This is a genomic window from Guptibacillus hwajinpoensis (assembly GCF_020171785.1).
Lineage (GTDB): Bacteria > Bacillota > Bacilli > Bacillales > Guptibacillaceae > Guptibacillus > Guptibacillus sedimenti.
The window spans coordinates 1-20,832 of record NZ_JAIVAE010000018.1; the positions used below are offsets into that span (position 1 = coordinate 1).

The 20,832-nt window shown below is 42.0% G+C and carries 36 protein-coding genes; 2 read left to right on the plus strand and 34 right to left on the minus strand.

Going from position 1 to position 20,832, the window contains the following annotated elements; translation table 11 throughout:
• Positions 1-280: 280 nt before the first annotated feature.
• Positions 281-505 carry a hypothetical protein gene (locus tag LCL91_RS20285; protein WP_159780833.1) on the minus strand — a complete coding sequence of 75 codons (225 nt, stop codon included), beginning with the start codon at positions 503-505 and terminating at the stop codon, positions 281-283.
• Positions 506-625: 120 nt separating this feature from the next.
• Here LCL91_RS20285 and pdaB point away from each other — a divergent pair, with 120 nt between their 5' ends.
• On the plus strand, positions 626-1,384 hold the full coding sequence (gene pdaB, locus LCL91_RS20290; RefSeq protein WP_224885150.1) for a polysaccharide deacetylase family sporulation protein PdaB: 759 nt from the start codon (positions 626-628) through the stop codon (positions 1,382-1,384).
• Positions 1,385-1,414: 30 nt separating this feature from the next.
• Here the strand turns inward: pdaB and LCL91_RS20295 are convergent, their stop codons facing one another.
• Positions 1,415-2,017, minus strand: coding sequence for a KinB-signaling pathway activation protein (locus LCL91_RS20295; protein WP_159780831.1), 603 nt, complete (start codon positions 2,015-2,017; stop codon positions 1,415-1,417).
• A gap of 149 nt (positions 2,018-2,166) precedes the next feature.
• Here LCL91_RS20295 and gerD point away from each other — a divergent pair, with 149 nt between their 5' ends.
• Positions 2,167-2,796 carry a spore germination lipoprotein GerD gene (gene gerD, locus LCL91_RS20300; protein ID WP_224885152.1) on the plus strand — a complete coding sequence of 210 codons (630 nt, stop codon included), beginning with the start codon at positions 2,167-2,169 and terminating at the stop codon, positions 2,794-2,796.
• Positions 2,797-2,840: 44 nt separating this feature from the next.
• Here gerD and LCL91_RS20305 read toward each other — a convergent pair whose 3' ends face one another.
• The 32 genes from LCL91_RS20305 to rplP form a co-directional block, all read right to left on the minus strand.
• Positions 2,841-3,875, minus strand: a complete 1,035-nt coding sequence (locus LCL91_RS20305; RefSeq protein ID WP_224885154.1) for a P-loop NTPase — start codon at positions 3,873-3,875, stop codon at positions 2,841-2,843.
• Positions 3,876-3,994: 119 nt separating this feature from the next.
• Complete coding sequence (gene cwlD / locus LCL91_RS20310) at positions 3,995-4,708, minus strand: N-acetylmuramoyl-L-alanine amidase CwlD (protein WP_224885155.1); 714 nt, start codon at positions 4,706-4,708, stop codon at positions 3,995-3,997.
• 81 nt (positions 4,709-4,789) lie between these two features.
• Positions 4,790-5,227 carry a DUF2521 family protein gene (locus LCL91_RS20315; RefSeq protein ID WP_224885156.1) on the minus strand — a complete coding sequence of 146 codons (438 nt, stop codon included), beginning with the start codon at positions 5,225-5,227 and terminating at the stop codon, positions 4,790-4,792.
• Positions 5,228-5,396: 169 nt separating this feature from the next.
• On the minus strand, positions 5,397-5,789 hold the full coding sequence (gene rpsI, locus LCL91_RS20320) for a 30S ribosomal protein S9 (protein ID WP_098446000.1): 393 nt from the start codon (positions 5,787-5,789) through the stop codon (positions 5,397-5,399).
• Between the two features lie 19 nt (positions 5,790-5,808).
• A complete protein-coding gene (rplM, locus tag LCL91_RS20325) occupies positions 5,809-6,246 on the minus strand; it encodes a 50S ribosomal protein L13 (protein ID WP_048313355.1) in 438 nt (145 codons plus the stop codon).
• A gap of 170 nt (positions 6,247-6,416) precedes the next feature.
• Complete coding sequence (gene truA, locus LCL91_RS20330) at positions 6,417-7,157, minus strand: tRNA pseudouridine(38-40) synthase TruA (RefSeq protein WP_224885157.1); 741 nt, start codon at positions 7,155-7,157, stop codon at positions 6,417-6,419.
• Between the two features lie 13 nt (positions 7,158-7,170).
• On the minus strand, positions 7,171-7,965 hold the full coding sequence (locus LCL91_RS20335; RefSeq protein ID WP_224885160.1) for an energy-coupling factor transporter transmembrane component T family protein: 795 nt from the start codon (positions 7,963-7,965) through the stop codon (positions 7,171-7,173).
• Complete coding sequence (locus LCL91_RS20340; RefSeq protein ID WP_224885162.1) at positions 7,965-8,837, minus strand: energy-coupling factor ABC transporter ATP-binding protein; 873 nt, start codon at positions 8,835-8,837, stop codon at positions 7,965-7,967. Before LCL91_RS20340 ends, LCL91_RS20335 begins: the two co-directional genes overlap by 1 nt.
• Entirely contained in the window at positions 8,813-9,652 is an 840-nt protein-coding gene (locus tag LCL91_RS20345) for an energy-coupling factor ABC transporter ATP-binding protein (protein WP_224885164.1), read from the minus strand. The genes LCL91_RS20340 and LCL91_RS20345 overlap by 25 nt, the downstream gene beginning before the upstream one ends.
• Positions 9,653-9,952: 300 nt before the next feature.
• Complete coding sequence (rplQ, locus tag LCL91_RS20350; protein ID WP_098445995.1) at positions 9,953-10,315, minus strand: 50S ribosomal protein L17; 363 nt, start codon at positions 10,313-10,315, stop codon at positions 9,953-9,955.
• Positions 10,316-10,361: 46 nt separating this feature from the next.
• On the minus strand, positions 10,362-11,306 hold the full coding sequence (locus tag LCL91_RS20355; RefSeq protein WP_098445994.1) for a DNA-directed RNA polymerase subunit alpha: 945 nt from the start codon (positions 11,304-11,306) through the stop codon (positions 10,362-10,364).
• Between the two features lie 245 nt (positions 11,307-11,551).
• A complete protein-coding gene (rpsK, locus tag LCL91_RS20360; RefSeq protein ID WP_048313348.1) occupies positions 11,552-11,947 on the minus strand; it encodes a 30S ribosomal protein S11 in 396 nt (131 codons plus the stop codon).
• Between the two features lie 16 nt (positions 11,948-11,963).
• Positions 11,964-12,329, minus strand: coding sequence for a 30S ribosomal protein S13 (gene rpsM / locus LCL91_RS20365; protein ID WP_048313347.1), 366 nt, complete (start codon positions 12,327-12,329; stop codon positions 11,964-11,966).
• A 21-nt stretch (positions 12,330-12,350) separates the two neighbouring features.
• Positions 12,351-12,464: a 50S ribosomal protein L36 gene (gene rpmJ / locus LCL91_RS20370; RefSeq protein ID WP_003720928.1), complete on the minus strand. Its 114-nt coding sequence runs from the start codon at positions 12,462-12,464 to the stop codon at positions 12,351-12,353.
• Positions 12,465-12,499: 35 nt separating this feature from the next.
• On the minus strand, positions 12,500-12,718 hold the full coding sequence (gene infA / locus LCL91_RS20375) for a translation initiation factor IF-1 (RefSeq protein WP_098445993.1): 219 nt from the start codon (positions 12,716-12,718) through the stop codon (positions 12,500-12,502).
• On the minus strand, positions 12,711-13,031 hold the full coding sequence (locus tag LCL91_RS20380; RefSeq protein ID WP_098445992.1) for a KOW domain-containing RNA-binding protein: 321 nt from the start codon (positions 13,029-13,031) through the stop codon (positions 12,711-12,713). Before LCL91_RS20380 ends, infA begins: the two co-directional genes overlap by 8 nt.
• A 16-nt stretch (positions 13,032-13,047) precedes the next feature.
• On the minus strand, positions 13,048-13,794 hold the full coding sequence (map, locus tag LCL91_RS20385) for a type I methionyl aminopeptidase (protein WP_224885166.1): 747 nt from the start codon (positions 13,792-13,794) through the stop codon (positions 13,048-13,050).
• On the minus strand, positions 13,794-14,444 hold the full coding sequence (locus LCL91_RS20390) for an adenylate kinase (RefSeq protein ID WP_098445990.1): 651 nt from the start codon (positions 14,442-14,444) through the stop codon (positions 13,794-13,796). The genes map and LCL91_RS20390 overlap by 1 nt, the downstream gene beginning before the upstream one ends.
• 66 nt (positions 14,445-14,510) lie before the next feature.
• Positions 14,511-15,806, minus strand: coding sequence for a preprotein translocase subunit SecY (gene secY / locus LCL91_RS20395; RefSeq protein WP_159780821.1), 1,296 nt, complete (start codon positions 15,804-15,806; stop codon positions 14,511-14,513).
• Positions 15,806-16,246: a 50S ribosomal protein L15 gene (gene rplO / locus LCL91_RS20400; RefSeq protein ID WP_098445988.1), complete on the minus strand. Its 441-nt coding sequence runs from the start codon at positions 16,244-16,246 to the stop codon at positions 15,806-15,808. The genes secY and rplO overlap by 1 nt, the downstream gene beginning before the upstream one ends.
• A gap of 29 nt (positions 16,247-16,275) precedes the next feature.
• A complete protein-coding gene (gene rpmD, locus LCL91_RS20405) occupies positions 16,276-16,464 on the minus strand; it encodes a 50S ribosomal protein L30 (RefSeq protein WP_098445987.1) in 189 nt (62 codons plus the stop codon).
• 14 nt (positions 16,465-16,478) lie between these two features.
• On the minus strand, positions 16,479-16,979 hold the full coding sequence (rpsE, locus tag LCL91_RS20410; RefSeq protein ID WP_098445986.1) for a 30S ribosomal protein S5: 501 nt from the start codon (positions 16,977-16,979) through the stop codon (positions 16,479-16,481).
• An 18-nt stretch (positions 16,980-16,997) separates the two neighbouring features.
• On the minus strand, positions 16,998-17,360 hold the full coding sequence (rplR, locus tag LCL91_RS20415) for a 50S ribosomal protein L18 (protein WP_159780820.1): 363 nt from the start codon (positions 17,358-17,360) through the stop codon (positions 16,998-17,000).
• Positions 17,361-17,391: 31 nt separating this feature from the next.
• Positions 17,392-17,928 carry a 50S ribosomal protein L6 gene (rplF, locus tag LCL91_RS20420; RefSeq protein ID WP_224885168.1) on the minus strand — a complete coding sequence of 179 codons (537 nt, stop codon included), beginning with the start codon at positions 17,926-17,928 and terminating at the stop codon, positions 17,392-17,394.
• Between the two features lie 27 nt (positions 17,929-17,955).
• Positions 17,956-18,354: a 30S ribosomal protein S8 gene (gene rpsH / locus LCL91_RS20425; protein ID WP_098445983.1), complete on the minus strand. Its 399-nt coding sequence runs from the start codon at positions 18,352-18,354 to the stop codon at positions 17,956-17,958.
• A gap of 29 nt (positions 18,355-18,383) precedes the next feature.
• On the minus strand, positions 18,384-18,569 hold the full coding sequence (gene rpsN, locus LCL91_RS20430; RefSeq protein WP_098445982.1) for a 30S ribosomal protein S14: 186 nt from the start codon (positions 18,567-18,569) through the stop codon (positions 18,384-18,386).
• A 16-nt stretch (positions 18,570-18,585) separates the two neighbouring features.
• Positions 18,586-19,125, minus strand: a complete 540-nt coding sequence (gene rplE, locus LCL91_RS20435; RefSeq protein ID WP_224591386.1) for a 50S ribosomal protein L5 — start codon at positions 19,123-19,125, stop codon at positions 18,586-18,588.
• A gap of 25 nt (positions 19,126-19,150) precedes the next feature.
• Entirely contained in the window at positions 19,151-19,462 is a 312-nt protein-coding gene (rplX, locus tag LCL91_RS20440; RefSeq protein WP_224885170.1) for a 50S ribosomal protein L24, read from the minus strand.
• A 41-nt stretch (positions 19,463-19,503) separates the two neighbouring features.
• Positions 19,504-19,872, minus strand: coding sequence for a 50S ribosomal protein L14 (gene rplN, locus LCL91_RS20445; RefSeq protein ID WP_098445980.1), 369 nt, complete (start codon positions 19,870-19,872; stop codon positions 19,504-19,506).
• 45 nt (positions 19,873-19,917) lie between these two features.
• Positions 19,918-20,181, minus strand: coding sequence for a 30S ribosomal protein S17 (rpsQ, locus tag LCL91_RS20450; RefSeq protein WP_224885173.1), 264 nt, complete (start codon positions 20,179-20,181; stop codon positions 19,918-19,920).
• A 20-nt stretch (positions 20,182-20,201) separates the two neighbouring features.
• Positions 20,202-20,405, minus strand: a complete 204-nt coding sequence (gene rpmC, locus LCL91_RS20455) for a 50S ribosomal protein L29 (protein WP_048313330.1) — start codon at positions 20,403-20,405, stop codon at positions 20,202-20,204.
• A complete protein-coding gene (gene rplP / locus LCL91_RS20460; protein ID WP_048313329.1) occupies positions 20,395-20,829 on the minus strand; it encodes a 50S ribosomal protein L16 in 435 nt (144 codons plus the stop codon). The genes rpmC and rplP overlap by 11 nt, the downstream gene beginning before the upstream one ends.
• Positions 20,830-20,832 lie beyond the last annotated feature (3 nt).

Genomic DNA, 20,832 nt, shown 5'->3' on the forward strand with positions numbered 1-20,832 from the left:
CGTCCTGAGCCAGGATCAAACTCTCCGATAGAAAGCTTAATCTAGCTTTTAAAACAATGTTTTGTTTCCGTAGAAACAACTACTTACATGGCGTTTCGTTCAGTTTTCAAAGAGCAATTCGTTTCTTTCAATGTCGTTTTCAGCGACTTTATTAATGTAACACATTAACTCAGTTGGCGTCAACAACTTTTTTTAAATTGTTTTTCGTGTCAACCGCGTTGTTGCGGCGACCTATATAAATATACAGGTAGTTTCTCTATTTGACAAGAGGTATTTTAAATTAATTTGAACTTTTTTTCAAAATGCGCACGTACTTCGCTATTTCAGCTTGTGTAGCGGTTCTTTTATAGATCCCTAGTAGAAGTTGATAACGTTCTTCCATCGCTCTTTTGATTAAACCATCAATCCGACTGTTATCCAAATCTAACAGTAGCTCTTCCATTTCTCGCTTTAGCAAATACTCTATTTCTTTCATTTCTTTAAAGTTAACTAAAAAGCCCATCATCTAAAACCACTCCTTCCTCACACCAGTATGACCAGGTAATTTGTAGTTTATGTGTATCCGTAACAGTTTGTACATAGTTAAGAAACTTTTCGCATATGAATGGGACAAAGGGGGTGCATCATGAAGTTTTTTTGGATTTGGAATGGAATTAAAATTAAACAAGGCCTTATTATTGTAGCGGCTGCTTTCTTTGCTGCCATTATTCTTTTTGTCGAAGGTGGAGACCTCGCTGTGTTTACAAATAATGATGTTCCGCTCGCCGTGGATCAAGTAAAGAGCGATGATAAACGCCTTGCCTTAACCTTTGACATTAGTTGGGGTGAAACAAAAGCACTGCCGATACTTGAAGAATTGAAACAACACAAAGTTAAAGCATCTTTTTTTATTTCTGGTGCTTGGGCGGAGCGTCATCCTGAAGTAGTCCAACAAATAGCAAAAGACGGCCACGAAATTGGTAACCTTGGTTATCGGTACGAAAACTACACAACCATGAAAGATGAGGAGATCAAGAAAGATATCATTCGTTCGAGCGAAGCTATAAAAAAAGTAACCGATGAAGAACCACAATTGCTAAGACCACCTAACGGAAACTTCGATAAGCGAGTTCTCACGATTTCAGACAAGTTTAACTATACCCTTATTCACTGGAGTCTTGATTCTGAAGATTGGAAAAACCCAGGGGTAGAGAACATCGTGGAAAATGTAACGAAAAAAATTGACCCAGGTGACATTATTCTTATGCATGCATCCGATTCAGCAAAACAGACGGCAGAAGCTCTTCCAGAAATGATTGCTGCTTTGAAGAAGAAAGGCTATTCTTTCGCAACGGTGAGTGAACTTGTTTCTAACGCCAACATTAATAGTAAAGAAGTAAAATAAGCCGCTTTCCAATTGGAAAGCGGCTTTCGTTTATGCGTCTTTTTGAATTAAACGATGAAGTGTTAGCAATTGCCATACATTACTTACTAAGAGAGGGATCAAAATAAGCCAGAGCCATTTTGGATCATTGCTTTGTAGTCCTGGAATCCATTCGAGGATGGTGACAACGACAATAAAGAAAAGAGCTGGGATAAACGCCTGCTTATTTGTTTCTTTTTGCTTCACATATGCCGTAACAAGTCCGACGGCTAAAAGAAATAACGCAATGAGTATGTAGCTAATCACACTTTCTCCCTCTTCTGCAAAGACCTCATAGCGGAAATAAACTAAATCAAATAAAGCTACTGCAATCAACACTACCTGGATTGTATTCCAGAGTTTAACTGATTTGAAAATACCAAGACCAAATCGATGAATCGTTAAATACGCAAAAAAACCCATCTGACTAATCAAACTAAAGATGCTCGATACTCCTAATAACCAAAGTATGACGATTAGGAACGATAATATTTCTCCATTTTTCAGATCTGCCCAGTACTGTGACCAGTCTAAAACAAGACCTGTAAGCATACCAGCTGTTGATCCAATCAGAAGGGTTGTAAAAAATAAATAAACAAGATTTCTTGTTTTCAAAATCAAACCCCCGTGAACGTTAATGGTGCTTCTATGTTGAATTGTACCAATGCCACTTTTAAATTGCCACCCTTCCTTTATTCACCGGGTATAAATTCACAGTTTCGCCTAATATTAAGAATAAGATTTTGAGAAAGGAGCGCATCTATATGTATCAGCGTTTCAAACTACTCACACTATGCTTCGTTATTCTTCTGATGGCAGGATGTGCCACAGGTTCTGCTGAAGGATCTCAAGCCAATTATGAAGAAACGAAGAAAATGCTTGTCGATCTTCTGAAGTCGGACGAAGGCAAGAAAGCCATTCAAGAAGTACTGTCAGACGCAGAAATAAAGAAACAACTTGTTATGGAACAACCATTTGTGAAAGAAACCATACAAAAGGTGCTTACAACTGAAGAAGGAAAAGCATACTGGCAGGAAATGTTGAAAGACCCTACTTTCGTTGAAAACTTTGCTAAAAACATTCAGGAAGAGAATAAGGAATTGTTCAAATCCCTGATGGATGATCCTGACTTTCAGGAAAAGATGATGGATCTATTGCAAGATCCAGTCATGGAAAAGCACTATTTACAACTCCTTGAAAGCAACCAATCGCGCCAACAAATCAAAGACTTGATTTCCGAAACTTTTGAAAGCCCATTATTCCAAGCTAAGATTCAGGAGATGCTTACAGGAATTACGTCAGAGCAACTGAAATCTTCCGGTGGTGGTAAGGAAGAAGGCAATGGTAATTCTGATTCAAAGAATGGAGAGAGCTCAAATACTGGACAGGAATAGCCAAACGAAAGGAAAGGACATGCCACAAGGCACGTCCTTTCTTTTTATTCTGCAGTTCTTTTGATAATCTCATTAGCAATTTGGAGGTACTGCATGCCAATCGGATGTTCTTCTTGGTAAACAGAAGGAGCAAATTCAGCTTCATCGAAGTCTGGTTGCCCGAGAGGAAGTCTGCCAAGAATATCAGTAGATAATTCTGAAGCTAACTTATCTCCGCCACCCTGACCAAATACATACTCTCTCTCACCAGTGACTTTGCTTTCAAAATAAGACATGTTTTCCACGACGCCAAGGACTTCATGTTTCGTCTTAAGCGCCATTGCACCCGCTCGAGCTGCAACGAAAGCAGCCGTTGCATGCGGTGTTGTTACAATGATCTCTTTTGAAGCAGGAAGCATCGTATGAACATCCAGCGCCACATCACCTGTTCCAGGTGGTAAATCAAGTAGAAGGTAATCTAGTTCTCCCCAATCAACTTCACTAAAGAAGTTATTTAACATTTTCCCAAGCATCGGCCCGCGCCAAATAACAGGAGCATTATCTTCTACAAAGAAGGCCATCGACATCACTTTAACGCCAAAACGCTCAACGGGGTAGATTTTTTCATTTTCTACTTTTGGCCTCGTTTCAATTCCCATCATATCCGGAACGCTAAATCCGTAAATATCCGCATCAATAATACCAACTTTTTTTCCGAGACGGGCAAGTGACGTTGCAAGGTTTACTGTAACCGTTGATTTCCCTACTCCACCTTTACCACTTGCTACCGCAATAAACTGTGTTTTACTTTCTGGAGAAAGCAATGGAGGAAGGTCAGGATTAGCTGAAGTTCCCTCAGGAAGTTCTTCGTCTGCTAATTGTTCAAATCGTAACCCAACAGACTCCGCTCCAGCGCCTTTTAGCGTGGTGACAATTTCCTGCTGAACCTTCATTTGCTCAGCTGATTCCGTTTGAGCAAGGGCTACCTTCACACTGACATAGCCTTCCTTCGTTTTCACATCACGAATCGTGATACTTTTATGTAAAATAGGATCTTGCACCTTTTGTAGTAATTCAACGACCTGATCTTTCGTTAACATGGAGGCACCACCTTCTCTGAATTCGATTACATTGCTAGTATAACATATCATTCAGAGAGTTTTGACTACGGTGCTTCACGTGAAATGCATGAACTTTAAATACCTAAACGAGTCAGTACTTATTCTTCTGGCACTGACTCGTTTGTCGCATAGCGAATAATCCCTTGATAAATTGAAGCGGCTACTTTGTTCTGATAGGTATCCGTATTCAATAGTTCTCTCTCCGAGGGATTTGAAAGGAATCCTACCTCAACAAGAGATCCTGGAATTTCAGCTTCTCGAAGCAAATAGACACTGTCCATATTCTTAGCGAGTCGATTGGTATTTTCTAAATTCCGTTTAATTTCATCTTGAATAAAACGAGATAATGCCTCGCTTTCTTTATTTACAGGATTATAAAAAGTTTGGGCGCCACTCCATTGAGACGATGGAATTGCATTTAAATGAATACTAACAAAAAAATGATGGCTTCCTTCGTTAATAAGCTCAACCCGATTTCTTAAATCTTCAGCTTTTCGATTGCTTAGTCCTTTCGTTCCTTCAGATGCTAAATCCGTATCCGTCTCCCTCGTCATAATAACAAGTGCTCCTGCTTCCTGAAGATAGTCCCTTAGCTTTAGAGATATTTTAAGTGCAATGTCTTTTTCAACAACATTATCACCTACCGCTCCTCCATCAGCGCCTCCGTGACCTGGATCAATCACAATAACCTGACCTGATAAAGGTAGATGCCAGGCATCCCATGAAGAATCAATCGCAAATTTGTAATTAATAATAAATAGCAGCACGATAATACCAGTGGCAACGCCAAATCGCTTATACCACTTCTTCATTCTTTTCCAACACCGCCCCTTATTTTGTCCTACATTATCTATATGGGACAGGTGAAGGAATTAGTCATCAAAATTTATGGATTACTGCAAGCGGAGACGACGTCTCATCATCCCTTTTTCACACCCTGCTTTCCACCAACTTGAAACAAAAACATCACACGTAATTTGTAAGGACTCTTCATACCCCTCTGACGTTTTCCAAAAAAGCCAATAGTCAAAGAGAGCTTCGATGAGCGCTTTCTCCAATTTAAAACAACGCTTATGGACCATCGTCATAGATTCTCCATAATAGGAGAACTTGCTATACTCTGCGCCTAGCAAATACGCTTCAATCGCAATATCCATACAAACATTCTCAACATCTCCTTTATAGAGAATAGCCTCAGAGAAAAATGGAGAAAACATATCTCTAATGTTATCAGATAGCTCTTTCAGCGATATTTCGATTAAAACCCTTCGTTCGAATTCAAGGCGCTTATGACGCTGACGTTCTTTGAATACGGTAATCACATTGTTCATCTCACCCATCCTCTCGACTCGTTTGCTTTTAGTCTCACTCAAGCATCAGGGAGTATACGAATCGAGAACTGGTAATTCCTTCAGTTTGTAGAACCTCATTCCGATTCCTCATGTCAAAAACAACACAAAAAAACCTCCGGCTGGAAGCCAGAGGTTTTGAAAAAACAAATTAACGTTTTGAGAACTGAGGTGCACGACGTGCTGCTTTAAGACCGTATTTTTTACGTTCTTTCATACGAGCATCACGAGTTAGGAAGCCAGCGCTCTTAAGTGTTGCGCGTGATTCCGGATCAGCTTGTAGAAGTGCACGAGCGATACCGTGACGGATCGCGCCTGCTTGTCCAGTGAATCCACCACCGCTAACATTTACGAAAATATCGTAAGTGCCTTCAGTGCCAGTTTCAACTAGTGGTTGCTTAGAGATAAGCTTAAGTGTTTCTAGATCGAAATAGTCATCGATCTCACGGTTGTTAATAACCATACGTCCGTTACCAGGAAGTAAACGTACGCGTGCTACAGAGTGTTTACGTCGGCCAGTGCCGTTGTATTGTACTTGTGCCAAGTTGATTCCCTCCTTTTAATTATCCTCTTAGTTCGTATTTTTCAGGCTGTTGAGCCTGGTGATTGTGCTCGCTACCAGCGAATACATGAAGCTTTTTAATCATTTGACGACCAAGGCTGTTCTTTGGAAGCATACCTTTGATTGCAAGTTCAAGCATTTGCTCAGAACGGTTAGTACGCATTTCAAGAGCATTTCTTGATTTCAAACCACCTGGGTGTCCACTATGACGGTAGTACATCTTGTCATTAAGTTTGTTACCAGTTAGTTCAATTTTCTCAGCGTTAAGGATGATCACATGATCACCAGTGTCAACGTGAGGTGTGAAAGTTACTTTATTTTTACCGCGTAGGATCGCTGCTACTTCACTAGCAAGACGGCCAAGTGTTTGACCTTCAGCATCAACGATGTACCATTTGCGCTCGACTTCGTGGCCTTTAGCCATAAATGTTGTACGCATGAGTTTCCCTCCTAAAATCAATCCAATTTATTTTAAAACTACCACAGAATATTCATTGTCAGTTGTCAGTCAGATTTCTAAATCCGGGGCAAGTGGATGTAGAAATACCAAAGAATATCTTATAATATTGGGAGACAAATGTCAAGTGTTTGATAACTTTCTTTCGTTTTTTAAGAATAAGAGACTTTCCATAAATAGAGGCCATGGGGAGGAGCCGTTTTTCCTGCCTTGTTTCGATCCTTTGCTTCAAGGATCCTCGGAATGTCATCAGCTGAACGGCGGCCTTTTCCAATCTCAAACAACGTGCCCATTAGAATGCGGACCATATTATATAGAAATCCGCTCCCTTCGAACGTAAAAACAAGTTCATCTTGCACTTGCTCAATCTCAATTCGATAGATCGTCCTTACTTTATTCTTCACATCTGTCTTACTAGCACAAAAAGATGTGAAGTCATGCTCACCACTAAGATAAGCAGCTGCACGCTTCATCTCCATGATATCAAGCGTCTGTGGCTCATGCACCGCATAGTTTCTTCTAAAAACGTCAACCGCTACACGATTGTGCACCCGATACTGGTAGGTTTTTCGAACAACGTCATATCTGGCATGAAAATCACTTGATACAGCTTCTGAATGCAAAACCCTCACGTCATCAGGAAGCTGCGCATTTAACGCTTTCGTCCAATTTTCAAGAGGAATCGACAGGGTTGTATCAAAATGAATCACCTGACCAAATGCATGCACCCTTGCGTCTGTTCTTCCAGAACCAGTAACCTGGACAGCTTCACCTTTGTGCATTTGCTTTAAGGCACGCTGCAGTTCCTCCTGAACGGTACGTCCATTTGGCTGCACCTGATAACCATTAAAAGCTGTCCCATCGTAAGTGAGCGTCATTTTTATACGTTGCATCACACATTCTCTCCTAACTTCTTAGCAGTAGTAAACTAATACAGAGCAGGAGAAGAATCACAAATAGGGTAGTATCTTTTCCAGACCATTTTAGTAAACGTATGCTCGTTCTACCCTCTCCGCCACGGTAACCTCTCGCTTCCATCGCCATAGCAAGATCTTCTGCTCTTTTGAACGCACTAACAAAGAGTGGTACAAGAAGTGGCACGATGCTTTTCAAACGTTCTTTAATCGGACCGCTTGAGAATTGGGCACCACGGGCAGATTGAGCTTTCATGATCTTCTCCGTCTCTTCCAGAAGGGTAGGAATGAACCTTAGCGCGATCGACATCATCAGGGCAAATTCATGAACTGGTAAGCCCACTTTTTTCATTGGGCCAAGCAACGTTTCAATCCCTACCGTAATATCAATTGGTGTCGTAGTTAGCGTTAAGAGTGACGTAATCATAATTAAAAACAATAAACGAAGCGAGATAAAAACCCCCTGCTTCACTCCACCTTCATATATTTCAAGAAATCCCCAATCAAATAGCAACGGCCCTTCCTTCGTTAAAAATACATGAAGGAGAAACGTTAGGATGATAACGAGCAAAATGGGCTTTAGACCATTATAAATATAGCGAAGAGGTAGTCGAGAGACAAAAATCGCCAGTAAGGTAAAAGCACCAAGCAAAGCATAGGTAATCCAATTGTTCGCTAAAAAGACGATAATGACAAAAAGAAACGCAGTTATAAGCTTAGCTCTCGGATCAAGTTTATGAATAAAGGATTGTCCCGGTACGTATTGTCCAATAATGATATTTTGCATTAGGAATTCTCCTCTCCCTTCTGCAAAATCGATAACGCTGCATCTACCGCTGCTTCAAGTGTAAAAACACTGTGAGGAAGATTTTTAGTAAAACGCTCTTCCAAGCGATGAATGAACTGTACCGTTTCTGGGACATCAAGGCTTAGTTTCTTTAAAGCTTCAGGATTTGAAAAAATAGTCTCTGGCCCACCTTGCAGGGCGATGCCACCCTTTTCCATAATTAGAATGTCATCCGAAAAGCGCGCTGCATCTTCCATGCTGTGAGTGACAAGAATCGTCGTTAACCCCTCTTCTTCATGGAGACGATAAAAGAGATCCATAATCTCGCGTCTTCCCCGTGGGTCGAGTCCGGCGGTGGGCTCATCTAGTATAAGAATGGATGGTTTCATCGCCAGCACACCCGCAATGGCTACCCGTCTCATTTGGCCGCCACTTAAATCAAACGGAGAGCGACTAAGATACGATTCATCGAGACCGACCTGTTGAATAAGTCTTGCTGCACGCTTCTTCGCTTCTTCTTCTGGCACACCAAAGTTTAGCGGGCCAAAAAGAATGTCTTTCTCAATGGTTTCTTCAAAAAGCTGATGTTCGGGATATTGAAAAACAATCCCGACATGTTTTCTCAATGCTTTTAACCTTTTCTCTTTTACACCCGCTTGAATTTTAAAGTCGCCAATTTGAATACTACCCTGCGTAGGCTTAAGAAGGCCATTTAAATGCTGAATTAACGTCGACTTTCCTGATCCCGTGTGCCCAATAATGGTTTGAAACGTCCCTGATGGAATCGATAGATTTATGTTTGAAAGAGCTTTTCGTTCAAATGGTGTTCCTTTACTGTACGAATGCTCTAAACCTTTAATTGTAATGTCCATAACTCGTTCACCAATTCCTCCTGAGATAAAGTAAGCCTTGAGAAATCGTATCCTTTCTCACTAAGTGCTCGCTGCACCTGAAGTGGAAACGGTAGATCTAAACCGATTTGCTCGAGCATGTCCCCTTTTTTAAAAACTTCCACAGGAAGCCCCTCGTCAATAACTTCACCTGCATTCATTACTACAAGGCGATCGGCCTGTGCCGCTTCTTCAAGATCATGGGTAATTGAGATAACAGTCATGCCTTCTTCTTCTTTCAGCTTACGCATTGTCTGCAACACTTCTTTACGTCCTGCTGGATCAAGCATTGATGTTGCCTCATCTAAAATAACAATTGAAGGCCTTAGTGCAATAATACCAGCAATGGCTACACGCTGTTTTTGTCCACCAGAAAGACGATGTGGCTCCTGGTCAAGGTAATCTTCCATTCGGACCTTCAGAACGCTCTCACTGATGCGCTCTAACATTAGTTCTCTAGCCATCCCACTATTCTCAAGTCCAAATGCAACATCATCCCGAACAGAAGTGCCGACAAACTGATTATCTGGATTCTGAAAAACGATCCCAACTCTTCTTCTAATCTCCCAAATACTTTCCTCATCTCGGCTATTGTACCCTTCAACGAGAACATCACCTTGCTCCGGAAGTTGCAATCCGTTTAAAAGTTTGGCTAAGGTAGACTTCCCTGACCCATTGTGTCCCACAATGGCTAACCATTCCCCTTTATAAACGGACAGAGACACGTCACGTAACACGTGTGGCTGATCTTCGTGATATCGAAAGGATACACCTTGAACGGTGATAAGTTCTTCCATACTCGTTCCTCCTACCTCTGCTAAATTCAAGCGGTCATCGCCTCAGATACATAATACTGGTGCGAAAAAAAGGCGGGCAACCAAACCGCCACTTTTTCCTATCAGCATATCGATTGTGGCAACGCCTCTAGAAATGCTTAATCCTATAAAAAAAGCCCGGCATCTGCCAGGCTTTCTTTAATGGCTAGCAGCATGCAACCACTTGAAGATGTGCGTTTAAACAAAAAAACGCACGAAAAAAGGGCATAGAATCAGTATCCAATGTCGAGATCCTGTCCCGCCCTTTTAATCAAGTGCGTCTTATACTAGCTCGATGATAACCATTTCAGCACCGTCACCGCGGCGTGGTCCAAGTTTACGGATACGAGAGTAACCGCCTTGACGCTCTGCATAACGAGGAGCGATATCGCTGAATAGCTTTTGAACTGCATCTTGACCGCTTTCTTGATCCGCTACTTCGTTACGGATGAAAGAAGCTGCTTGACGACGTGCGTGAAGATCCCCGCGTTTACCAAGCGTAATCATTTTGTCGATGAAAGAACGAAGCTCTTTCGCCTTCGATTCTGTCGTTTCAATACGTTCATTGATGATCAAATCTGTAACAAGGTCACGGAATAGCGCTTTACGCGTATCACTCGTACGACCTAACTTTTGGTATGCCATGAAGTATTCCCTCCTTTGTTGTTTATAAAATCAACAACTTAAATATCTATTCTTCGTTACGAAGTCCAAGTCCAAGCTCTTCAAGCTTCTCTTGTACCTCTTCAAGTGATTTACGTCCAAGGTTACGAACTTTCATCATGTCTTCTTCAGACTTCTGAGTTAGTTCTTGAACAGTATTAATGCCAGCACGCTTCAGGCAGTTATATGAACGAACTGAGAGATCGAGCTCTTCGATAGTCATCTCAAGCACTTTCTCTTTTTGATCCTCTTCTTTTTCGACCATGATTTCAGCATTTTGTGCCTGATCTGTTAAGCCTACAAAGATGTTTAAATGCTCATTTAAAATCTTTGCACCTAGCGAAACAGCTTCTTCAGGACGAATGCTTCCATCTGTCCAAACATCAAGGGTTAGTTTGTCATAATTAGTTACCTGGCCAACGCGAGTGTTTTCAACCTGGTAGTTAACACGAGAAACAGGAGTGAAGATCGAGTCAACCGGAATCACACCGATTGGCTGTTCATCATTTTTGTTTCCTTCCGCTTGTACATAGCCTCTTCCGCGAATTGCAGTAACTCGCATTTGGAAACGTGCATTTGCAGAAAGGGTAGCAATATGAAGGTCAGGGTTTAAGATCTCCACGTCGCTGTCATGAGTAATATCTCCAGCTGTTACCGTACCTGGGCCTTGCACATCAACTACTAGTGTTTTCTCTTCTTCAGAGTAAACTTTCATAGCCAATTTCTTAAGATTAAGAATGACAGTTGTTACATCTTCATGTACGCCTTCAATCGTAGAGAACTCGTGAAGTACTCCTTCAATTTGTACAGATGTAACAGCAGCACCAGGTAGTGAAGATAACAGGATACGACGAAGGGAATTACCCAGGGTAGTTCCATAACCACGCTCTAATGGTTCTACAACAAACTTTCCGTATTTAGCATCCTCGTTGATAGCTACCGCTTCAATTTTTGGCTTTTCGATTTCGATCATCCAACAAACCCTCCTTCAAAACGTCGAACTTCGGTTAGACATGCTGTCTAACCGAATAATCCCCTTAGGCGGTCAAAATACCAACAACCTAATTATGATTCGTCAACCGTCAACAATTTATACATTATCATTATTGACATGTTCATCAATTGTATACCGATAGATTGAATCTTTCCATAAGAGATTGTTCAAAACCAGGCATTCTCCCGAAGGGGAATATCTACGTTTTTGAACTCTCTACTACCTTAGACTCTACGACGTTTTGGTGGACGGCAGCCGTTATGAGGTACTGGAGTTACGTCACGGATCGCAGTAACTTCTAGACCTACAGCTTGAAGTGCACGGATAGCAGCTTCACGACCAGCTCCAGGGCCTTTAACAGAAACTTCTACAGTTTTCATGCCATGCTCCTGTGCAGTTTTACCTGCAGTTTCAGCAGCCATTTGAGCAGCGAATGGAGTTGACTTACGAGAACCTTTGAAGCCCATGTTACCGGAAGTTGCCCAAGAAATCGCATTTCCGTGAGTGTCAGTAATCGTAATAATAGTGTTGTTAAAAGTAGAACGGATATGAGCTACTCCACTCTCAACATTCTTTTTCACGCGCTTTTTGCGCGTATTTGCTTTACGTTGTTTAGCCATTTGTTAATTACCTCCCTTACTTCTTCTTGTTAGCTACTGTACGGCGAGGGCCTTTACGAGTACGAGAGTTGTTCTTCGTATGTTGACCTCGGACAGGAAGACCACGACGGTGGCGGATACCACGATAAGAACCGATTTCGATTAGACGTTTAATGTTAAGTGAGATTTCACGACGAAGATCACCCTCAACTTTAATTTTGTCTACTACTTCACGGATTTTTCCGAGCTCTTCTTCAGTTAAGTCGCGTACACGAGTGTCTTCAGAAACACCAGCGTCAACTAGAACTTGTTTCGCAGTTGTTTTACCGATTCCATAAACGTAAGTTAACGCGATTACGATGCGCTTTTCGCGTGGAACATCAATACCAGCAATACGTGCCATTACGTTGCACCTCCTTATATATTAGCCTTGTTTTTGCTTATGCTTTGGATTTTCACAGATAACCATAACTTTACCTTTACGGCGAATAACTTTACATTTTTCACACATTGGTTTTACTGACGGTCTTACTTTCATTATTTTAACCCTCCTTGTATTCGGAGATTAATTTCTTATTTATAACGATACGTGATACGTCCACGTGATAGGTCGTATGGAGAAAGCTCAACAGTTACTTTGTCACCTGGTAAAATACGAATGTAATGCATGCGTATCTTTCCGGATACGTGAGCAAGAATCTTATGACCGTTTTCGAGTTCTACTCGAAACATTGCATTCGGTAGAGGTTCGATAACCGTGCCTTCCATTTCAATTACTTCTTCTTTAGCCATCTACTTGCTCTCCCTCCTTTAAATCAATGACGTGTTCACTCAAATACTTTGAGATCGCGAAACGTAGCTTGCCATTTGTGACACGGCCCGTTTCTTCAAGACTTCGCTTTACCTCAGGAGATATATACTCTACCAGCTCAAGGTGTGCGAGGTTCTTCCGCTTAGGGCGATCAAACTTTCGTTTATCTCCGTCCGCTAGGAAAACATAACGTTCATCTACAATCCCTACAATCACGCTATATTGATCAGCGTCTCTTCCCCGTTTATTCCGAGCGATCTGACCGATCTCGGGAACGGTATCCGACTCTTTCACGAACCATCACCTTCACTTAGGCCTTTGTTAGTATTTCATATCCTTCTTCCGTAACGGCAATCGTGTGCTCGAAATGAGCGCAGTTCTTACCGTCAGTTGTTACTACAGTCCAATTATCCGAAAGTGTTCGAACGTAGCGAGAGCCCATATTCACCATTGGCTCTACCGCAAGGACCATCCCCTGCTTAAGCCGCGGCCCTTTTCCTGGAGGACCGTAATGGGGAATTTGAGGATCTTCATGAAGGTCCTGACCTACACCATGACCAACATATTCTCGTACAATCGAAAAACCCTCAGCTTCGGCATATGCTTGGATCGCATGAGAGATATCTGAAAGCCTCCTACCAGCCTTCGCCTCATCCAATCCTTTATATAACGATTCCTCGGTAACTTTTAACAACCGTTCGTCTTTTTCTGAGATAGTGCCAACAGGATAGGTCCATGCTGAATCTCCATGATAACCGTTATACTTAGCACCAATGTCGATGCTAATTATATCTCCTTCCGCCAACACGCGATCCCCTGGAATACCATGTACAAGCTCTTCATTAACTGAAGCGCATATACTTCCAGTAAATCCATTGTAACCCTTAAAGGAAGGAATTGCACCAAGCTGACGAATAAACCGATCGGCAATCGTATCCAGCTCTTTTGTCGTAACTCCAGGCTTGATTTGCTTCTGTAGTTCTTGATGTGTTAACGCGACAATTCTGCCTGCTTCTCGCATAATATCAAGTTCACGAGGAGTCTTGCAAATAATCATTACGACAACCCTTTGAGGAGTTGATCGACATCTTCAAAAACTTCGTTGATGTCTCTATTGCCATCAATCGTTTTAAGATAGCCTTTGCCTTCATAAAAGGTCAACAATGGCTGCTGTTGCTGCTTGTTGACTTCGAGGCGAGTGCGTACAGTTTCTTCTTTATCATCATCACGTTGATAAAGTTCTCCACCGCACTTATCACAAACTCCTTCTTCCTTAGGAGGATTGAATACTGCATGATAGGTTGCTCCACAATTTCGGCAAACGCGTCGTCCAGTCAAACGCTGCATGAGCTGATCTTCCTCAACTGAAATGTTAATCACATAGTTAAGTTTTTTTCCGAGATCGGATAAGATCGTTTCGAGTGCATCAGCCTGTGCGACAGTTCTTGGAAATCCATCGAGGAGAAAACCTTTTTCGCAATCATCTTTTCCTAAACGCTCCCGTACTATACCGATTGTTACTTCGTCAGGTACGAGGTTTCCAGAATCCATGTACTCTTTCGCTTTTAGACCAAGAGGCGTTCCTTCTTTGATCGCTGCTCGGAACATATCTCCAGTAGAGATATGAGGGATGCCATACTTTTCGACAATCTTTTCTGCCTGGGTTCCTTTTCCGACACCCGGAAGCCCCATTAATACTAGATTCATCTAATCCCTCCGCACGTCACCCAATCGAGGATGAAGGAGGGGAAGAAAGTTCTTCCCAATTTATCCTCAAGATTTAATAAAGCCTTTATAATGACGTTTAATTAATTGACTTTCAATTTGCTTCATCGTATCAAGCGCTACCCCAACAACGATCAGCAAGCTTGTTCCGCCGATTTGCAGCGTCTGCGGCAGTCCTGCTACGGTTGTGAAAAATACCGGAATAATCGATATAACAGCAAGGAAAAGTGCTCCTACAAACGTTAAACGGTAGAGAATACGAGTAATGTACGTTTCCGTTGCATTACCCGGACGAATACCAGGAATGTATCCACCCTGTTTCTTCAGATTCTCAGCCATCTTCTCCGGATTAACCTGGACGAACGTATAGAAATACGTAAATCCAATGATGAGTAACGCATACACGACCATACCAATAGGTTGTGTATAGTCAAACACCCTGATGATCCATTCCGTTACCGTATTATCTCCGAACAACCTGGCGATCGTTGGTGGAGTAATGATCAGTGATATCGCAAAGATAACTGGAATAACACCTGCTGCATTAACTTTAATCGGTAAGTGAGTGGATTGACCACCTACTTGTCTGCGGTTAACAGTTCGTTTTGCATATTGAATTGGAATTTTGCGAAGACCTTGTTGAACAAAGATAACAGCAACAACAATTGCAAGTGCTGCAAGTGCAATAATTGCAAGAGTGACGATGTTAATGAACAACTCATCCTGAGAACCCTCAAACATCTGAGCGTAAAGCTGATTAAGCCCTGGAGGAATTGCAGCTACAATCCCAGCAAAGATTATTATTGAGATTCCATTTCCAACACCTTTTGCTGTGATCTGTTCGCCTAACCACATCAAAAAAGCCGTTCCGGCTGTTAAAACTAGAGAAATATTTAGATACGTTAGTACACCGGGATTACTAATCAACTGACCACCAACAATATTGTTAAACCCGATGGAAAGACCAATACCCTGAACAAGTCCAAGTACAATCGTTCCATAACGAGTAACTTGTGTTAGCTTTTTACGTCCGGCTTCTCCTTGTTTAGACCATTCGGTAAACTTCGGAACAACGTCCATTTGCAAAAGCTGCACAATGATAGAAGCAGTGATATAAGGCATAATTCCCATGGCAAAGATGGAGAAGTTTTGCAACGCTCCACCGCCAAAGGTGTTGAGAACTCCGAAGAGACTCATTTGATCTTGGAATTGTAATACATCTCTGTTCACACCAGGAACCGGTATGAATGTTCCGATTCGGAACACGACAAGCATGAGTAGGGTGAAGATAATCTTGTTTCTAATATCACCTACGCGCATAATGTTGGAGATTGCTTGGAACATTAGATCACCTCAGTATTTCCGCCTGCCGCTTCAATCGCCTCTTTTGCAGAAGCAGAGAACTTGTGGGCTTTCACGGTAAGCTTTTTCTCAAGCTTACCATTACCTAGAATCTTAATTCCAGCTTTTTCTTTGCTAACTACGCCAGATTCTAAAAGAAGTTCTGGAGAAACTTCAGTTCCATCTTCAAAACGGTTCAACGAATCAAGATTAACAATCGCGAACTCTTTACGGTTCATGTTTGTAAATCCACGTTTCGGTAGACGTTTGAAGATTGGAAGTTGTCCTCCTTCGAAACCGACGCGTACACCGCCGCCAGAACGAGCTTTTTGACCTTTTTGACCACGGCCAGATGTCTTACCGTTACCAGTAGCAATACCGCGACCAAGTCTGTTGCGTTCTTTACGAGAACCTTCAGATGGTTTTAGTTCGTGTAGTTTCATTGTGGGCACCTCCTCAATGTATAGATTTTTTATGCATCAATTTCGTTAACAGTTACAAGGTGAGATACCTTGTTGATCATACCGCGAATCGCAGGATTGTCGTTATGAACAACCGTGTGATGCATTTTCTTAAGTCCAAGTGTTTTTACCGTCACGCGTTGGTCTTGAGGGCGACCAATCACACTACGTGTGAGGGTGATTTCTAATTGCTTAGCCATCTAATTTCCCTCCCTTAACCTAGTAGCTCTTCTACAGATTTTCCACGAAGCTTCGCCACGTCTTCAGCGCGCTTAAGGTTTTCAAGGCCATTAAGAGTTGCACGCACCATGTTAATCGGATTGTTAGATCCAAGAGACTTCGATAGAATGTCACCTACACCAGCAAGTTCAAGTACCGCACGAACGGGTCCGCCAGCGATAACTCCAGTACCTTCAGAAGCAGGCTTCAATAGTACGTTACCAGCTCCAAAGTGACCTGTGATTTGGTGAGGGATTGTAGTTCCTACAACAGGAACAGTAATTAAGTTCTTTTTCGCATCTTCAATAGCTTTGCGAATAGCTTCAGGAACTTCCTGTGCTTTACCAGTTCCGAATCCAACGTGACCGTTTTTATCTCCGACAACTACGATTGCTGCGAAGCGGAAACGACGTCCACCTTTAACAACTTTCGCTACGCGGTTAACGGTAACTACGCGTTCTTCAAGTTCTAGTTTGTTAGCATCAATGCTAGGCATGAGTTAACCTCCTTTTTATTAAAATTTCAGTCCTGCTTCACGCGCTGCGTCTGCAAGAGCTTTTACACGTCCGTGATAGAGGTATCCTCCGCGGTCGAAAACCACTTCTGAATAACCTGCTTCAACAGCACGCTTTGCGATAGCTTCTCCGACTTTCACAGCTGCTTCTGTGTTACCGCCGTGTTCAACGTCAATTCCTTGTTCCATACTTGAAGCTCCAACGATTGTAACACCTTTAGTGTCATCGATAAGCTGAGCATAGATGTTCTTGTTAGAACGGAATACGTTTAGACGCGGACGTTCAGTAGTGCCGGTAACTGTGCGGCGTACGCGAGCGTGTCTTTTTTGACGCGCTTTGTTTTTATCGGCCTTAGTGATCATTAAACGTCACTCCTTTCCGCTAGGTTTTTACCTATTTACCTGTTTTACCTTCTTTACGACGTACATATTCGCCTTCGTAACGAATTCCTTTGCCTTTGTAAGGTTCTGGAGTACGTACTGAACGGATGTTTGCTGCAACAGCTCCAACTCGTTCTTTATCAATACCTTTAACAACAACTTTAGTGTTAGAAGGTACTTCAATTTCAATGCCTTCTTCAGGTACCATCTCAACTGGGTGAGAGTACCCTACGTTAAGGATTAATTTTTGACCAGATTTACTTGCACGGTAACCAACACCGATGATTTCAAGACCTTTTTCAAAGCCTTTAGTCACACCTTCAACCATGTTAGCGATCAGGCTGCGAGTAGTTCCGTGAAGTGCACGGTGCTCTTTATGATCAGAAGGACGAGCTACAGTTAGCACGTTCTCTTCAATGTTTACTTTGATATCAGGGCTGAATGAACGAGAAAGTTCCCCTTTAGGTCCTTTGATCGTTACAACGTCTCCTTTGATATCGATTGTTACATCACTTGGGATTTCAATCGGTTTAAGTCCGACACGTGACATATTGACACCTCCATTCTGCTTTAAGAATTACCAAACGTACGCTAGAACTTCTCCGCCTACTTGCTGTTGACGAGCTTCTTTGTCCGTCATAATTCCTTTAGAAGTAGAAACAAGAGCGATTCCTAAGCCGCCAAGTACGCGAGGTACTTCGTCTGCTTTAGCGTATACGCGAAGACCAGGTTTACTGATTCGCTTTAATCCAGTGATAACGCGTTCGTTATTTGAACCGTACTTTAAGAAGATACGGATGATTCCTTGTTTGTTGTCTTCGATCATTTCAACATCACGTACAAAACCTTCACGTTTGAGGATTTCAGCGATGTTTCTTTTCGAATTCGATGCAGGCAACTCTAGTTTTTCGTGGCGAACCGTGTTCGCATTACGAATTCTTGTAAGCATATCTGCAATTGGATCAGTCATGACCATTAGTAATTACCTCCTTCCCTATTTCGGGTTTACCAGCTAGCCTTTTTAACGCCTGGGATTTGACCTTTGTGTGCAAGTTCCCGGAAACAAATACGGCATAGTTTAAATTTACGAATAACTGAATGAGGACGTCCGCAACGTTCACAACGAGTATATTCCTGAACTTTAAACTTAGCTTGACGCTGTTGTTTCGCGATCATTGATTTTTTCGCCACAATTTTCCCTCCTTACTTACTTTTGAAATGGCATACCTAGGTTAGTCAACATTTCACGGCTCTCTTCGTCCGTATTAGCTGTTGTTACGATAACGATGTCCATTCCGCGTACTTTATTCACTTTATCGTAATCAATTTCAGGGAAAATCAACTGTTCTTTAATACCGAGTGTGTAGTTACCACGACCGTCGAATGCTTTCTTAGACACACCTCTGAAATCACGTACACGTGGAAGTGATACAGAAATAAGTTTGTCTAGGAATTCAAACATACGTGTGCCGCGCAAAGTAACTTTTGCACCAATTGGCATATCTTCACGAAGCTTAAAGCCAGCGATAGACTTCTTCGCACGAGTAATTAGTGGTTTTTGACCTGAGATTAACTCAAGCTCCTCAACAGCTGTATCAAGAGCTTTCGGGTTCTGTACAGCGTCACCAACACCCATGTTGATTACGATTTTATCAAGTTTTGGAACTTCCATAACAGAGGAATAATTAAATTTCTCCATCAATGCAGGTTTAGTTTCATTTTGATACTTTTCTTGGAAACGATTCATCGGATTGACCTCCTTTCGCTACGAACTACTTATCGAGTACTTCACCGGATTTTTTTGAGATACGAACTTTTTTCCCGTTGTCTACTTTGTATCCAACGCGAGTAGGTTCACCAGACTTCGGATCAAGCGCCATTACGTTAGAAACGTGAATCGCAGCTTCCTGCTCAATAATTCCACCTTGAGGATTAGCCTGGGATGGTTTTGAGTGTTTCTTAACAAGGTTTACACCTTCAACGATAACTCTTTCTTTTTTCGGGTAAGCTTCAAGGATCACACCTTGTTTACCTTTATCCTTACCAGAAATAACTTTTACTTTATCTCCCTTTTTTACGTGCATAAGGTCGCGCACCTCCTTACAAGGCATCTATTTTCAAATGATTAAAGAACTTCTGGAGCTAGAGAAACGATTTTCATGAACTGGTTGTCGCGTAGTTCGCGTGCAACTGGTCCGAAAATACGTGTTCCGCGCGGTCCTTTGTCATCACGGATAACAACCGCTGCGTTTTCGTCAAATTTGATGTATGAACCATCTTGACGACGAACGCCAGACTTACTGCGTACAATAACAGCTCTTACGACTTCACCCTTCTTAACAACGCCACCAGGTGTTGCTTGTTTCACCGAACAAACAATTACATCACCGATATTAGCTGTTTTGCGACCAGAACCACCTAGTACCTTAATACAAAGCAATTCACGTGCACCAGAGTTGTCAGCTGATTTTAAACGAGATTCCTGTTGAATCATCTAGAAAGACCTCCCTTCGGACATTATTCAATGATCCGAGTTCATTTAGATAATAACTGCTTCTACAACTACTTCCATAAGACGGAAACGCTTATCTTTAGAAAGTGGACGAGTTTCCATGATTGTTACCACGTCGTTGATTTTTGCAGTGTTGTTTTCGTCATGTGCTTTAAACTTTTTAGAATACTTAACACGTTTACCGTATAAAGGGTGCATTTTGTAAGTCTCAACTAAAACAGTAATTGTTTTATCCATTTTGTCAGAGACAACACGCCCAGTGTATTCTTTGCGATTATTGCGTTCGCTCATTTCGCAAACCTCCCCTCATATTAACCGTTTGTGATTCCTAACTCTCTTTCACGCAAAACAGTGTTTGCGCGAGCGATTGATTTACGGACTTCACGAATGCGGGCTGGGTTTTCCAGTTGACCTGTAGCAAGTTGAAAGCGAAGATTGAAAAGTTCTTCTTTAAACGATTTCGCTTTCTGCTCGATTTCGGCAGTGGTCAAGTTACGAATTTCCTCAGCTTTCATTTGTGTCACCACCCACTTCTTCGCGTTTTACGAACTTAGTTTTAATAGGCAATTTGTGAGAAGCAAGGCGAAGTGCTTCGCGCGCTACTTCTTCAGATACGCCTGCAATTTCAAAACAGATTTTCCCTGGCTTTACTACAGCTACCCAGCCTTCAGGAGCACCTTTACCGGAACCCATTCGTACTTCAAGTGGTTTAGCAGTGTAAGGCTTTGATGGGAAAATTTTAATCCAAACTTTACCGCCACGTTTCATGTAACGAGTCATAGCAATACGAGCTGCCTCGATTTGACGGTTAGTGATCCAGCTAGCTTCAAGAGCTTGTAGACCGTATTCGCCGAATGCTACTTCAGTGCCACCTTTAGCACGTCCGCGCATTTTTCCGCGATGTTCTCTGCGGTATTTAACACGTTTAGGTAACAACATGAT